General features: G+C 43.5%; 12 protein-coding genes. 2 read left to right on the top strand and 10 right to left on the bottom strand.

Going from position 1 to position 16074, the window contains the following annotated elements:
- Positions 1-87: 87 nt before the first annotated feature.
- From ACIQZD_RS16395 to ACIQZD_RS16430, 8 genes are all read right to left on the bottom strand, one after another.
- Complete coding sequence (locus ACIQZD_RS16395) at positions 88-249, bottom strand: hypothetical protein (protein ID WP_241589609.1); 162 nt, start codon at positions 247-249, stop codon at positions 88-90.
- 139 nt (positions 250-388) lie between these two features.
- Positions 389-3655 (bottom strand): fused isobutyryl-CoA mutase/GTPase IcmF, encoded by a 3267-nt coding sequence (icmF, locus tag ACIQZD_RS16400; RefSeq protein WP_402904558.1) that lies wholly within the window; start codon positions 3653-3655, stop codon positions 389-391.
- 11 nt (positions 3656-3666) lie between these two features.
- A complete protein-coding gene (locus ACIQZD_RS16405; RefSeq protein WP_101223857.1) occupies positions 3667-4317 on the bottom strand; it encodes a TetR/AcrR family transcriptional regulator in 651 nt (216 codons plus the stop codon).
- 112 nt (positions 4318-4429) lie between these two features.
- The gene (locus ACIQZD_RS16410) at positions 4430-5569 is read right to left on the bottom strand and encodes an acyl-CoA dehydrogenase (protein WP_402904560.1); all 1140 of its coding nucleotides are present in this window, start codon (positions 5567-5569) and stop codon (positions 4430-4432) included.
- A gap of 27 nt (positions 5570-5596) precedes the next feature.
- Entirely contained in the window at positions 5597-6733 is a 1137-nt protein-coding gene (locus ACIQZD_RS16415; RefSeq protein ID WP_402904562.1) for an acyl-CoA dehydrogenase, read from the bottom strand.
- Positions 6734-6768: 35 nt separating this feature from the next.
- Positions 6769-7620 carry a 3-hydroxybutyryl-CoA dehydrogenase gene (locus ACIQZD_RS16420; protein ID WP_402904564.1) on the bottom strand — a complete coding sequence of 284 codons (852 nt, stop codon included), beginning with the start codon at positions 7618-7620 and terminating at the stop codon, positions 6769-6771.
- A gap of 36 nt (positions 7621-7656) precedes the next feature.
- Complete coding sequence (locus ACIQZD_RS16425) at positions 7657-8847, bottom strand: acetyl-CoA C-acetyltransferase (RefSeq protein ID WP_402904839.1); 1191 nt, start codon at positions 8845-8847, stop codon at positions 7657-7659.
- A 200-nt stretch (positions 8848-9047) separates the two neighbouring features.
- On the bottom strand, positions 9048-11177 hold the full coding sequence (locus ACIQZD_RS16430) for a (Fe-S)-binding protein (RefSeq protein WP_402904841.1): 2130 nt from the start codon (positions 11175-11177) through the stop codon (positions 9048-9050).
- 292 nt (positions 11178-11469) lie between these two features.
- Between ACIQZD_RS16430 and cls the strand changes: the two genes are divergently transcribed.
- Together cls and uvsE are read left to right on the top strand one after the other, a co-directional pair.
- Complete coding sequence (cls, locus tag ACIQZD_RS16435; protein WP_402904566.1) at positions 11470-12672, top strand: cardiolipin synthase; 1203 nt, start codon at positions 11470-11472, stop codon at positions 12670-12672.
- 28 nt (positions 12673-12700) lie between these two features.
- Positions 12701-13654, top strand: a complete 954-nt coding sequence (uvsE, locus tag ACIQZD_RS16440; protein ID WP_402904568.1) for a UV DNA damage repair endonuclease UvsE — start codon at positions 12701-12703, stop codon at positions 13652-13654.
- Between the two features lie 48 nt (positions 13655-13702).
- Here the strand turns inward: uvsE and argS are convergent, their stop codons facing one another.
- Together argS and ACIQZD_RS16450 are read right to left on the bottom strand one after the other, a co-directional pair.
- Positions 13703-15373, bottom strand: a complete 1671-nt coding sequence (gene argS / locus ACIQZD_RS16445; protein ID WP_402904570.1) for an arginine--tRNA ligase — start codon at positions 15371-15373, stop codon at positions 13703-13705.
- A 3-nt stretch (positions 15374-15376) separates the two neighbouring features.
- The gene (locus ACIQZD_RS16450) at positions 15377-15817 is read right to left on the bottom strand and encodes a YwiB family protein (RefSeq protein WP_402904572.1); all 441 of its coding nucleotides are present in this window, start codon (positions 15815-15817) and stop codon (positions 15377-15379) included.
- Positions 15818-16074 lie beyond the last annotated feature (257 nt).

Genomic DNA, 16074 nt, shown 5'->3' on the forward strand with positions numbered 1-16074 from the left:
CAATCTAAATGGGTTTATGCTAGTTCTATCTGATACTTTCACAGATTTACCTTATTGTCTATCATTCAGGAAACCAAAAGCTAAAAATCATTCACTTTCCTTTTTCGACTTCTGTCGATAGGCTGCCGTAAAAAAGACAATAGTCAGGATAAAAAAAGAGATGGCACCCAATTGATGCTCATACAGCTCAAATAAAATAATGATGGCAAGAATGTACCCTATGATCAATCCAATCATTTTCAGGTTCATTTTCTCAACTCCAATAGGGCTGATTCTTCATTTTTGCCCCTTTTCCAAATAATTATAAGGTAAAATCTTCATTTTGTTAAAAAAGAGGGAAATTATTCAAAAAAAGGGGCCCCTAAACGTTCGGAGCCCCCTTCTCAGTTTACATATTCCTTCGATATTGACCGCCTTCATCATATAGCGCCCTCGTTATCTGACCAAGACTGGCCACTCTGACGCAGTTCATGAGTTCAGCAAAGATATTTTCCCCATTCATGGCTGCTAATTTCAGTTTAGTTAGCGCCTCATCCGTGAACTCCTTATTTCTTTCCTGGAATGCCCGGAGATTTATGATTTGCCCTTCCTTTTCTTCCTTTGTTGCACGGGCAATTTCCATGCTGTTCACCGCTTCTTCGGAAGGAGGATTTGGATTCAAATACGTGTTGACACCAATGATCGGCAATTCTCCCGTATGCTTTTTCATTTCGTAATGCATCGATTCATCCTGGATTTTCCCGCGCTGATACTGCGTCTCCATTGCACCCAGCACACCGCCTCGATCATTGATGCGATCGAACTCCTGCAGTACGGCCTCTTCAACGAGATCCGTCAATTCCTCTACGATGAAGGCTCCTTGCATCGGGTTTTCATTTTTTGAGAGCCCATGCTCCTTTGTAATGATCATTTGTATGGCCATTGCCCTGCGCACGGATTCTTCAGTAGGCGTCGTGATGGCTTCATCGTACGCATTAGTATGCAGGGAATTACAGTTGTCCTGTAGCGCCATTAAAGCCTGAAGTGTCGTTCTGATATCATTGAAATCAATTTCTTGCGCATGAAGGGAGCGCCCTGAAGTCTGTACATGGTATTTGAGCTTCTGGCTGCGGTCGTTCGCACCATATTTATCCCGCATGACCGTAGCCCAAATCCTTCTTGCCACCCTCCCGATAACCGTATATTCCGGGTCGAGCCCATTTGAGAAGAAGAACGACAAATTCGGGGCAAAGTCATCAATATTCATTCCGCGACTTAAATAATATTCGATGTAAGTAAAGCCATTCGCTAATGTAAAAGCAAGCTGTGAAATGGGATTGGCACCCGCTTCTGCAATGTGATAGCCGGAAATGGATACAGAGTAGTAGTTCCTGACTTTTCGATCGATGAAATATGCTTGAATGTCCCCCATTAACCTTAAAGCAAATTCCGTAGAGAAGATGCATGTATTTTGGCCTTGGTCCTCTTTCAGAATATCCGCTTGAACAGTTCCTCGTACCGTTTGAAGGGTATAAGCCTGCACTTCTTCAGCTTCTGCATCCGTAAGGGGACGGCCTAACTCTTCTTCTTTCCGTTGAATCTGCTGATCGACTGCCGTATTCATATACATGGCCAAAATGATTGGTGCCGGTCCATTGATGGTCATCGATACAGAGGTTGAGGGGTGGCAAAGGTCAAAGCCTGCATACAGCTTTTTCATGTCATCCAACGTACAGATGCTGACTCCGCTTTCCCCTACCTTTCCATAGATATCAGGCCGGTGATCGGGATCCTCGCCATATAAAGTTACCGAATCGAAAGCCGTACTTAGCCGTTTTGCATTATCATCCTTTGACAAATAATGAAAACGCCTGTTGGTTCGGTCGGGTGATCCTTCACCGGCAAATTGCCGCTTCGGGTCCTCCCCTTCACGCTTGAATGGAAAGACTCCCGCTGTGTAAGGAAAGAAGCCCGGAACGTTCTCTCGGAATACCCATCCTAAGATCTCTCCATAATCCACATACTTAGGCAGTGACACTCTCGGAATCATTAAACCTGATAAACTTTTAGTTTTCAGCTTTGTGACGATTTCTTTATCCCTGACTTTCGTTACAAACTGCTCTCCTGTATACTTTTCTTTTAATTCCATCCATCCAGAAAGTATTTTTTTAGATTCAGGTGATAAATTCGAAGCGGTTTCCTTTTTCAGTTTTTCTAAAGAAGCCACCATATCTTCGTTGTTATCATTTTCCTTAATTGCATCAATTGCTCCTTCAAGCTGGAATAGCCTGCGGGCAATACGTACTTGTTCAGCCGCACGCTTATGATAAGATCTGACCGTATCACTGATTTCACGTAAATAATACCGACGGTCAGTAGGTATGATGACATTTTGCTTGTAAACATCCGCTTCTTTCGAAAAGGCGGTACTCCAACCCGTCCCTGATTTTTCATTAAGCTTTTCAATCAGTGCAGCGAACAATGCATTGGTGCCTGGGTCATTGAATTGGGAAGCGATGGTACCGTATACTGGCATTTCAGATGGATCTTGATCAAAAAGTGTACGGCTTCTTTGGTATTGCTTTTGAACTTGGTTTTTTGCATCCTCTGAGCCTTTGCGCTCGTATTTGTTAATGACTATCAAGTCTGCATAATCAATCATATCGATTTTTTCAAGTTGCGAAGGAGCACCGAATTCACTCGTCATTACATACATGGATACATCGCATATCTCGGCAATTTCTGCATCTCCCTGACCAATTCCGCTCGTTTCAACGATGATTAAATCGAAGCCAGCTGCCTTCACGACTGAAATGGCATCTTTTATCGCCAAAGACAACTCACTTTTTGAATGGCGCGTGGCTAGGCTCCGCATATAAACACGCTCTGAAAAAATCGAGTTCATTCTAATCCTGTCACCAAGCAGGGCACCGCCCGTTTTCTGTTTAGTCGGGTCTACAGATAAAATGGCGACCCTCTCGTCTGGTATTTCGTTAATGAACCTTCGTATCAATTCATCAGTCAATGAACTTTTTCCAGCACCGCCAGTCCCTGTAATCCCTAGAACAGGAACCTTCTTTTCGGAAGTCTTGATCTGCTCAAAAAGACTCTCCACCGCTGCCGCTGATTCCTGTGAAGCATCGAGTCTGTTTTCGGCAAAGGTAATGAATTGGGCAATCGCATTTGTTCCCCCAGCAATCAATTCATCAAAACGTTCTTGTAAAGATGGTTTGACTGTCGAGAAATCACACTCCTCCATCAATACGTTTATCATTCCTTGAAGCCCATATTCCCGCCCTTCATCAGGAGAAAAGATCCGGGCAATCCCATAATCATGGAGTTCTTTAATTTCCCTGGGGATGATGACCCCGCCGCCGCCGGCAAAAATACGAATGTGCCCGGCTCCCTTTTCCTTCAGCAGGTCATACATATATTTAAAATATTCCACATGTCCGCCTTGGTAAGATGACATGGCTATGCCTTGAACATCTTCCTGGATAGCCGCATTCACGATCTCTTCCACCGAACGATTATGACCTAGATGAATGACTTCTGCGCCGCTGGACTGAAGGATTCTCCTCATAATATTGATAGATGCATCATGTCCATCGAATAAACTCGAAGCAGTAACGAATCTAATATGGTTCTTCGGTTTATACACCTCAACTGTACCCATTGAGCTCCTCCTTATTGAAACGAATTTAACTCAGTATTTTTCTGAAGCGATATATTTTGAATCAATAATTGCGTCTGCAGTTCGACATATTCTTGAAGCGTATACTCTTTATGCAATGCCCACCTTCTAAAACTCCACATCTGTCCCTGAACGAAAATATTATGAGAAACAAGGCTTATTTGTTTTGCCGTCAACGATAGCTCCCCATTCTCAACACATTTCGTTATCACCTTTTCAAACATGCCGACCATCCGCAGTTCTTTATTCAATACATAAGGTAAAGCATCTTTCGTCAGTGCTTTCACCTCTTGATACATGACCAGCACTTCGTCCTGCATATCATCCATCACTTTATAAAAATAGGCGATCGTAAGCTTCAAGCTTTCAAGTGTCCCATCGCTCTGATCTATTTCTTTCTGAAGCTTTTCCTGGACTTCATCGTAGATAAAGTCACAAACGAGATATAATATATCTTCCTTTGTCCGGATATACTCGTATAACGTGCCAATACTAAAGCCGGCCGCTTTGGCAATTTCCCTGGTAGTCGTACGATGAAATCCCTTTTCCTTAAAAAGGGTCACCGCTCCTTTAATCATTTGTGTACGTCTTTTTTCAACCAGCCGTTCATCTTTTACAGATGCAAGAACCTCTCTTTTTTCCATTTTCAAACTCCTTTTAATAAGCCCCTCATTTAATTGCCAAAGACATTCTGAAGAAATTGAAAAGGGTATTCCGGTAAAGGCAATGCCTCATCGGAAAACCTCAATTTCAATCTTATTTAGTAATCATCCGTGAGATGACCAGCTTTTGAATTTCCTGTGTACCTTCATAGATTTGGGTGATTTTCGCATCACGCATATACCGTTCTACAGGATAATCCTTTGTATATCCATAACCTCCAAAGACCTGCACGGCTTCTGTCGTCACTTTCATGGCTGTATCTCCAGCAAAAAGTTTGGACATGGCTGACTCTTTTCCATAAGGAAGGCCCGCTGATTCCAACCAGGCAGCCTGATAGGTTAATAGCCTTGAAGCTTCAACACCCGTTGCCATATCCGCCAATTTAAAACCGATTCCTTGCTGTGCAGAAATTGGCTTCCCAAATTGGACGCGCTCTTTTGCATAATTAACTGCGGCATCCAATGCACCTTGGGCTATGCCTACAGCCTGGGCTGCAATCCCATTACGACCGCCATCAAGCGTCATCATCGCTATCTTAAAGCCCTCTCCTTCTATTCCAAGGAGATTTTCTTTAGGCACTCGGCATTCATCAAAAATGATTTCCGTGGTCGGTGATGAACGGATTCCAAGCTTCTTCTCTTTTTTGCCGACACTAAAACCCGGGAAGTCCTTTTCAACGATAAATGCACTCGTTCCTTTTTGTTTGGATGCTGGATCCGTCAATGCAAAGACGACATATGTATCCGCAATCCCGCCGTTCGTAATGAAGATTTTTGAACCGCTGATAATATATTCATCACCTACAAGCTTTGCAGTCGTTCTCATACCGCCTGCGTCAGAGCCTGAGCTAGGCTCGGTCAGCCCATATGCACCGATTTTTTCACCCTGTGCCATTGGACGAAGGTATTTTTGTTTTTGCTCTTCAGATCCAAACTTATATATTGGCCATCCTGCAAGGGAAGTATGGGCTGATAAAGTCACCCCAGTGGAAGCGCAAACGCGGGAAAGTTCCTCAATCGCTATGCAATACGCTAAATAATCACTTCCAATTCCGCCGTATTCCTCAGGCCACGGAATCCCAGTCAGTCCAAGTTCAGCCATTTTATCGAAGATCTCACGGTCAAATCGTTCTTCTTCATCCCTCTCGGCAGCTGTCGGAGCCACTTCATTCTGGGCAAAATCGCGCACCATTTTCCTGATCATTTCATGCTCTTCCGTTAGTTTAAATTGCATGTCTATGCCTCCTAAATATTTCGTGAATTATAGATTCTTACTGATGACCATTCTCTGTATTTCACTGGTTCCTTCATAAATTTCAGTTACCTTTGCATCCCTGAAATAGCGTTCGACAGGATATTCCGTCGTGTATCCATAGCCTCCGAACACCTGGACTGCTTCTATCGCCACATCTACAGCCGTCCTCGAAGCGAATAGCTTAGCCATTGCCGCCTCTTTACCGCACTTCAATCCCTGTGAGCGTAAAAACGCCGCGCGATAGACAAGTAACCTTGAAGCTTCTATACTCGTTGCCATTTCAGCAAGCTTGAAACCAATCCCCTGTTGTGCTGAAATAGGTTTGCCGAATTGAACTCTGTCTTTTGCATATTGGACAGCATGTTCCATGGCGCCTTCTGCAATTCCCAGCGCTTGAGCAGCAATGCCTATCCTTCCAGCATCCAAGTTGGCCATTGCAATCTTAAAGCCTTCCCCTTCTTTGCCAAGGAGATTGGCTGCAGGCACTTTCATATCCTCGAACGTCACCTGTACGGTGCTCGAGCCATGAAGGCCCATTTTACGTTCATCTTTACCGATGATTAAGCCTGGCGTCCCTTTTTCTACAATAAAAGCAGAGATTCCCTTGCTTCCCTTCTGAGGGTCAGTCGAGGCAAAGACAATGAATACATCCGCTTCCCCGCCATTGGTAATAAAAACCTTGGACCCATTTATTCGATATTTTCCGTCTTCCTTTACTGCCACTGCCTTCGATTTCAAACTCGCAGCATCGGAACCTGAGCTTTGCTCAGTCAAGCAAAAGGCGCCTAAATATTTACCAGCGGCTAACTTAGGCACATACTTTCGCTTCTGCTCTTCCGTTCCAAAATAAACGATTGGATTTGTTCCAACAGAAGTATGAACGGACAATATAACACCGAGAGTTGGACTAACTTTGGAAATCTCATTGATGGCGATGATATAAGACATGAAGTCCATACCCGCGCCACCGTATTCTTCTGTAATCGGGATTCCCATCAAACCAAGTTCACCCATTTTTTGCAGAATCGTTTTTGGAAACACGCCTGTTTCCATTGCCTCGATATGAGGGGTAATCTCATTCTCCGCAAAAGCGCTTACCATTTTCCGCATCATTTCCTGTTCTTCTGTAAACTTGAAATCCATGCTTCATTCCTCCCTAGCTGCACATCTTTCTAAGATTAGTTATATTCGTAAAAGCCCCGTCCTGATTTCTTGCCTAGCCATCCAGCTTTTACATATTTCCTTAACAGCGGACACGGTCGGTATTTATCGTCTCCGAGCCCTTGGTGAAGGGTTTCCATTATATACAGGCATGTGTCCAGTCCAATGAAGTCAGCTAGCGTAAGCGGGCCCATCGGATGGTTCATTCCCAGCTTCATCACGTCGTCAATCGCCTCTTTAGTGGCAACGCCCTCATAAAGGGTATAAATGGCCTCATTGATCATCGGCATCAAAATCCGATTCGCTACAAAACCCGGGAAATCATTGACTTCCACCGGTACCTTGTTCAAGGATTCAGCCATCTCTTCAACTTCTTTATAAACTTCATCCGCTGTAGCCAGGCCACGGATGATCTCAACCAGCTTCATGACTGGAACGGGGTTCATAAAGTGCATGCCAATTACCTTTTCCGGCCTTTTCGTGGCAGCGGCTATCTCTGTAATCGGAAGCGAAGAAGTATTGGATGCAAGAATGACATGTTGTGGCGTGATTTCATCCAAATCGGCGAATATTCTTGTTTTTATTTCCATGTTTTCCACCGCCGCTTCAATCACCAAATCCACCGCAGCCGCATTATTCAAATCCGTCGATGAAGTCAGCCGGGAAAGGATTGCATCTTTTTCCTTGGCTTCCATTTTTCCTTTTTCAACCTGCCGGGAAAGGTTCTTGGTAATTGTCCCTAACCCCTTTTCTACATATTCATCTTTTAAGTCATGTAAAAGAACTTCATAACCGCTCATTGCACAGACCTGGGCAATGCCAGATCCCATCTGTCCAGCACCAATGACCATCACTTTTTGAATGCCCATGAAAAATCCCTCCTCATGTATCTATCTATGAAACTATTATCCTTGCTTAGGCACTTCAATTAAAATGGCATCTCCCTGACCGCCGCCACTGCAGATCGCTGCGATGCCCAATCCCCCTCCGCGGCGTTTCAGTTCATGCATCAGCGTAATGATGATGCGGGCACCACTCGCCCCGATCGGGTGACCTAATGCTACAGCCCCTCCGTTTACATTCACTTTTCCCGGCTCTATGTTGGCAATTTTCCCACTGGCCAGCGCAACCGCAGCAAATGCTTCGTTCACTTCAAACAAATCAATTTCCTCTATCGATTTACCTGTCTTCTTCAGGAGCTCATTTATGACCAAACCTGGCGTTTTAGGGAAGTCCTTTGCTTCAACTGCCACTTCTGCATGAGCTAAAATATAGGCAAAAGGCGTTTTCCCTTCCTTTTCCGCACGTTCCTCACTCATCAATACGAGTGCACCTGCCCCATCATTGACACCTGGTGCATTACCTGCCGTAATGGTTCCCTCATTATTGAAAGCTGGACCTAATTTAGCTAACTTCCCGGCAGATGTATCTTTTCTTGGGGCTTCATCATGTTCAACGGTAATTGGTTCGCCTTTCCGCACCGGCACCTGTACGGAAATGATTTCTTCTGCAAGGATACCGCCATCGATTGCTTTTATCGCTTTTTGATGACTCTCGTAAGCCCAGCTATCTTGTTCCTCACGGGTGATTTCAAGGTCCTCGGCTGTACTGTTTCCGTAAGTCCCCATATGCACGCCCGTAAAGCTGCAGCTAAGTCCATCCGAAATCATCGTATCCTTAAGCTCTCCATCACCCATCCTTAGGCCCCACCTTGCTTTCGGAAGTATATAAGGAGCATTGCTCATCGATTCCATTCCGCCGGCAACAATGATTTCTTCTTCACCTAAGCGAATGATCTGATCAGCCAATGTCACACTGCGAAGTCCTGATGCGCATACTTTATTAATGGTTTCCGTTTTCACTTCCCATGGCAATCCAGCATGACGGGCTGCCTGGCGGGAAGGTATTTGGCCTTGGCCAGCCTGAAGCACATTCCCCATGATGACCTCATCTACTTGGCTGCCTTCAATCCCTGCCCGAACAAGTGCCTCTTTGATTGCTATTCCACCAAGTTGTGATGCCGTCAAACTGCTAAGGCCACCGCCAAATTTACCAAAAGGTGTTCTCACACCGCTAATAATCACTGTTTTCGCCATCATTATTTCCCCCTATAAGTAACATTGATTGAACGCTCGCTCAATATGGAGTTAAAAAAATAGTGTTGTAAGCGCTTAATATTATAATATATTACACATTTTTCTCAAAAATGAAAATATTTAGTTTATAAATATTGAAAAAAATTACCTGCTCCCTTTTGTTTCATCCTTTATAAAAGAAGCAGGCATTTCCATTTAAATTAAGAGGCAATCGTTTTATTTTCACCAATGACCGCTTTTTCGAGTAGTTCCGCTACATCATACGTTTTGACATTTTCCTCAACTTCTATTGCTTTCGTCCCATCGGATAGCATGGTCAGGCAATAAGGACATCCTGAACTGATCACTGTTGGACTGACGGCCAGAGCTTGTTCGGTACGGGCCACATTAATGCGGTTTCCTGTTTCCTCTTCCATCCACATCAAACCGCCTCCAGCTCCACAGCACATACCCTTTTCACGGTTACGCTCCATTTCAATAAGTTTCACACCAGCAATGGATTGCAAGATTTCACGCGGCGGGCTGTAAACTTCATTGTACCTTCCCAAGTAACAGGAATCGTGGAATGTAATCGTCTCATTCACCGGATACTGAGGGACCAACCTGCCTTCACTGACAAGTTTGGCTAACAATTCAGTATGGTGATACACTTCCGCTTCCAAGCCAAAATCCGGATACTCATTCTTAAAGATATTGTATGCATGCGGATCGATCGTAACGATTTTCTTGATTTCATTCTTCTGGAATTCTTCTATATTTTTCATTGCAAGCTCCTGGAAAACAAACTCATTACCCAATCGACGCGGAGTATCCCCTGAGTTTTTCTCCTTATTTCCGAGAATTGCAAATTTAACGCCTGCTTCATTCAATAATTTAGCAAAGGAAAGGGCAATCTTCTGGCTTCGGTTATCATACGACCCCATTGACCCCACCCAGAATAAATACTCGAATTCTTCGTCTGCCTTTTTTAATTCCTTCACGGTTGGGACGCTGACATCTTCCCGAAGGCTTCGCCAATCTTCTCTCTCTTTACGGTTCAGTCCCCACGGGTTCCCTTGACGCTCAATATTCGTCATGGCACGTTGCGCATCAGGATCAAGTCTTCCTTCCGTCAACACTAGATAACGGCGCATATCGATGATTTTGTCAACATGTTCATTCATTACCGGGCATTGATCTTCACAGTTCCGGCATGTGGTACAAGCCCAAAGTTCTTCTTCCGTAATGACTTCGCCAATCAGGCTCGGACTGTAAGCTTCTATTGCTGCAGCTGATTCCTGCGCCCCCTGCGCGGCACCAGCCAAAGCGATCTTATTTCCTTTCGTATTTCCAAAAACAAAAGATGGCACCCATGGCTGCTTCGTAGTAACCGCAGCGCCTGTATTTGTCAAATGGTCACGCATCTTGATTATGATATCCATCGGTGACAGCATTTTACCGGTACCTGTAGCCGGGCACATATTCGTACAGCGCCCGCACTCCACACAGGCATAGAGGTCCACCATTTGATATTGCGTCAAGTCTTCGATATATTTTGCACCATAATATTGATTTCCTTCTTTGTCGAGAATCTCTTCTTCCAAATCTACCGGTTTCAATTTCCCGGGATTGTCCAGGCGATTCAGGAATACATTTATCGGACCGGCAATCAAGTGAGCGTGCTTAGATTGCGGGATATAAACAAGGAAAGATAATATGATCAGTAAATGCAGCCACCAAGCTACATAAAAAACGACGGTTGCCGCTGTTGTCCCCATCCAGCCGAATAGGAAAGCGATGCTTGATGCGACTGGCTCTGACCAAGTTGCATCGTGTCCATGCCAGATCATTCCCATTCCATTCCCCAGCAATACGGTAATCATGATACCGGTAATGAAGATGACAACCAGGCCTGCTTTGAAATCCCTTTTCAAGCGAACGAGCTTTTCGACATAACGACGGTATGCCGCCCATAGGATTGCAACAAGAACGGTAAGCGTCACAATTTCCTGGAAGAAAGTAAAGGCCGGATAAACAGGGCCAAACGGTAAATGCCACCCCGGTCTTAAGCCTTTAACGAAAAAGTCAAGTGCGCCAAATTGCACTAAGATGAAACCATAAAATAACAAGGCATGAATGATCCCGCTCTTTTTATCTTTAAAGAGCTTCTTCTGTCCAAATACATAAACCCCAATTTTAACAAGACGATCTTTCACACGGTTATCGAATTCCACTTTTTTGCCAAGTTTTATATAAGCTATACGAGTCTTTATCAAATAGACAAATAAACCGGCGGCGTAAGCGGTTACAAGCAGGAATGCAACTAAGTTGATCCACAGTAAGCCATTCATTTCCATGCAGTCTTTCCCCCTCTTTAGTAAATTGCAAAATGCCAGGTACCATTATGGGAAATTTGGCATTTTTCTGAAATTTGATTAACTCCATTATATAATGAATGAGCATTCAGTCAACTTTTTTCTTTCTAAAATCAATTTAATTTTTCGGGACTTAATATATAATTCGACAATTCCGTGTATTACCCTTCTTCATTCTAAAAAAATGAGGACCCTTTCTCCGCTTTTTAATGGTTACTGACAGGGAATTAGAGCCAAACTAAATATAATCATTTAGGGGGGATTTTTTTTGAAGATAATCACTACGATTGCCTCTATATTTTTATTGATCTTCTCTTGGTGCTGGGTTGATCTTAAGGTAGGGCATAAACGTTATTTGAAGCACGCAACCAACATTAAATATCCGCCTCGGAAAAGCGAAATGACTGTATTCACATCAGGGAAAATCCTGTTTGAAGATTATATTAAGGAAGTCAGGCAAGCTCAGGATTCCATCCATATCCTTTTTTATATAGTAAAAAATGATAAATTCAGCAAGGACTTTTTGAAGTTACTGCAGTCAAAAGCGGAAGCGGGCGTGGAAGTGCGGCTTTTAGTCGATTGGGTAGGAAGTAAACAGCTGTCCCGCCAAACCATCCAGGAGCTGACAAAAAGCGGCGTTCATTTTTCTTTCAGCTTTAAACCGAAACTCCCCTTCCTTTTCTATACAATACAAAAAAGAAATCACCGTAAGATCACGGTAATAGATGGAAAAATCGGCTATCTTGGCGGCTTTAATATCGGTAAGGAGTATATAAACCAAGGGGAGAAGCTGAACCCATGGAGAGATTACCATTTAAAAATGACCGGTGAGGGTGTAAAGGACCTTCAGGAAGTCTTTCTCTCGGATTGGTTCTGTGATACAAATGAGGATTACAGAGGAACACCTGCCTATTTCCCGACATTGACTCCCGGGACGCAGGCACATCAGTTTGTCGTCACGAATGGCAGTGATCTTGAACAGTCACTGACATACATGATTCGGCAAGCCACTAAAAAAATCATTATCGGGACTCCATACTTCATTCCCAGTGAAACTTTATTTAAAGAATTAAGGGAAGCCCTTGCACGCAATGTTTCCGTTACGGTCATCGTGCCTGAAATTTCAGACCATGCCCTTGTCAAGGAAGCTTCTTTTCCCTACTTCCGGGTACTAATAAAAGACGGGGCTGAAATCATGCAATTTCAAAGAGGGTTCTACCATTCTAAAGTGATACTGATTGATGATATAATGTGTGATATCGGTACGGCTAATTTCGATAAACGCAGTTGTTTTTTAAATAGTGAAATGAACTGCATCGTATTTGACCGGACATTTATAAAAGATGTAGAAAAGGAATTGGCAGTGGACCTGGCCGAATCCAAGCCCCTAAATGGGGACGCGCTTTCCAGCATGAATGTAGTCCGTTCAGCAAAAGAATCGCTGGCTTCCATCCTATCTCCTTTTCTTTGACATCCTGTTGCTCAAGGAGAAAAATAAAATGAAAATAAGATTTGGATTCGTATCCAATGCCACCTGTTTATGGGAAGCTTCTCCGGCTAAGACACTTACTTTCAAGCGATATAGCACACTTGGCCCAGAAAAAGGAATGGAAAAACTCCTGGATGTGACAAGACAGAACATTGAAAATACCTTAAGGGTCCTTCAATATAACACGGCACACCAAATAGAAATATACCGGATGTCCAGTTCCATCGTTCCTTTAGCCACACATCCCGAAATAGAATGGGATTTCGTTACTCCTTTTAAAAAAGAATGGAAACAGCTTGGCGATTGGGCCACTGCACACAAGATGAGGATCAGCTTTCATCCAAATCAGTTTACGCTGTTTACCAGCCCAAAACCCGAGATTACACAAAATGCCGTAAAAGATATGGAGTTCCATTACAAAATGCTTGATGCAATGGGCATAGCGGACACCTCTTTCATCAATATCCATGTCGGTGGAGCCTATGGTGATAAAGAGTCCGCCCTTGTAAGGGTTCATGACAACCTTAAATCGCTTCCTATGCACGTCAAGGAAAGAATGACTTTGGAAAATGATGATAAAACCTATACAGCATCTGAAACCCTGAGCGTATGTATGAAGGAAGGCATCCCACTTGTATTCGATTACCACCATCATCTCGCAAACCTTTCAGATGTGCCGCTTAACGAGCTGCTCACCGAGGTGTTCACCACTTGGAGTCAGGCAGGGGCGGTACCAAAGATTCATATTTCATCCCCAAAATCGGCAGGTGAATTTCGCTCACATGCAGATTATATCGATTTGGAGTTCATCCTGCCCCTCTTTAAAGTGCTTAAGGATCTTGGACAGGACGTGGATTTCATGATCGAGGCCAAGATGAAGGACCGGGCAATGCTGCAGCTGATTGAAGATATAGCAAAGGTTCGTGGTGTAAAAAGGGTGAGCGGCGGTGCCGTCGAGTGTTAATTAACCTAAAAAAAGCGGCTGTTTCGCAAGAAACAGCCGCTTTTGCCATTACATTTTTTCCGGTGCCGAAACCCCAATGATGGCTAATGCATTCTTTAAAGTAATTTGAACGGATTTGACCAGTCCTAGACGCGCCTTACTTCTTTCCATCTCTTCAACATCCAGAACCTTATCTGCATTGTAGAAACTGTGGAATGTAGAAGCCAGGTCAAATATATAATTCGTCATGCGGTGAGGCATCCTTTTTTCGGCTGCTTCCGCTATTGCCTGCGGGAATTCTCCTAATTTCTTCAAAAGTTCCACTTCTTTTTCAGTAGATAGGGCAGAGAAATCAGTGACTCCTTCATAGCTGATCCCTTGTTCAACACCTTGGCGCAAAATGCTGGAAATACGGGCGTGGGCATACTGTGCATAATAAACCGGGTTTTCATTGGATTGTGAGACCGCAAGATCCAAATCGAAATCCATATGAGTATCCGCACTTCTCATCGCAAAGAAATAACGTGTTGCATCCAGACCTACTTCATCAATAAGGTCACGCATCGTAACTGCTTTACCTGTACGCTTGCTCATCTTCATTTTCTCGCCATCCTTGTACAGGTGAACAAGCTGGATGATTTCGACTTCAAGCTGCTCGCGATTGTACCCTAATGCTTCGATCGCCGCTTTCATACGCGGGATATAGCCGTGGTGATCTGCACCCCAGATATTGATCAGTGTTTCAAAGCCGCGTTCCAATTTATTACGGTGATAGGCAATATCCGGTGTCAGATATGTGTAAGACCCATCCTGCTTAATAAGCACCCGGTCTTTATCATCGCCTAATTCCGTAGAGCGGAACCATGTAGCACCATCTTCCTCGTAAACATGGCCCCTTTCCCTCAACACTTTAAGTGCTTCATCAATTTTACCGTCTTGATAGAGGGATGTTTCGGAGTACCATACATCAAATCCGACACGGAAATTACCCAAGTCCGTTTTCAATTTTTCCATTTCATATTTCAAGCCGTACTCACGGAAAAATTCAAAACGTTCCTTCTCATCGGCATTTACATATTTATCCCCATATTCACTTGCAAGCGTCTTACCGATGCCAATGATATCTTCGCCATGATAACCGCCCTCAGGCATATCCTTTTCAAGGCCAAGAGCCTGGAAATAGCGGGCTTCTATGGAAAATGCCAAATTATTGATTTGGTTTCCTGCATCATTGATATAGTATTCACGTGAAACATCGTAACCTGCTTTAGAAAGGATATTACATAGCGTATCACCTACTGCTGCACCACGTGCATGACCAAGATGGAGATCACCGGTTGGATTCGCGGAAACGAACTCCACTTGGATTTTTTCTCCTTTTCCAAAGTCACTTTCCCCATATGCTTCATCCACTTTCAAAATGACAGGAACCAATTCTGTCAAATAGGCATTATTCATGTAGAAGTTGATGAAACCTGGTCCTGCAATTTCAATTTTTTCGATGGATGCTTTTGAGTTGTCAAAGTTTTCGATGATCGCCTCTGCTATCATCTTTGGTGCTTTCTTTGCAATCTTCGTTAATTGCATGGCCATGTTCGTGGAATAATCTCCGTGTGTCTTATCTCTTGGCAGCTCCAATACAACATTTGGAATCTGCTCTTCCGTTGCTAAACCAGCTTTAATGACTGCCGCTTTAATCTCTTCTTTCAGTTTTTCCTGTACCTCTTTTACTATATTCATGCGCTATGCTTCCTCCTTGTAGGAAATCGTCATCTCATATTGACCGGGTTCGCTTCCCTGCATATGTAACGTATATTTAAGGACGAGTTTCCCTTGTTTGGTCTGCTCATCCCATTGATGATGTATCTTCTTCGCGGTCGTCCGTAATCCTAACCTGCCATATATACTTTCGTAATGTCCATTTGTCGCTTCCTTCAGGCGGAAAAGCTGCCTCATTTTAATGGCACCATTTCTAAGCAGGATCGTTTCATCCGGTTTGTGCTTGATGGTCGTTTGTGTTTGACCGGCTTCATTTTCCTCTTTATATTGCAAATATAAATCTGCACCTTTATACATTTTTGTACCAAATGTGACCAGCTCATACGTTTCCGTTTCTGAGCCGTGCTTGATTTTTGTCTGTAAAGTCACTTTAATCGCTTGCTTATCTATATCATGAAGAGTCAAAGCTACACTTCCTTCATCATGTCGTTCTTAACTTTATAAGTATAAATATTCTTCAAGGAAGTTTCAACTTGGAGCGGAAAATAAAATGTAAATCAAAAAAAGTGAGGATAAACTGTCGAAATCATGTTGTTGCAATTCATTTGAATTTAACACAATAATGACTCATCGGGGCGGAATTATTCAAATAGAGTCCATCAGACGTGAAATTCTTTCCCGGAATGGATAAAAAAAGACCATTCCCGCTAAAAAACAGGAAC

This window comes from Peribacillus sp. NPDC096447 (assembly GCF_044762725.1).
Lineage (GTDB): Bacteria > Bacillota > Bacilli > Bacillales > DSM-1321 > Peribacillus.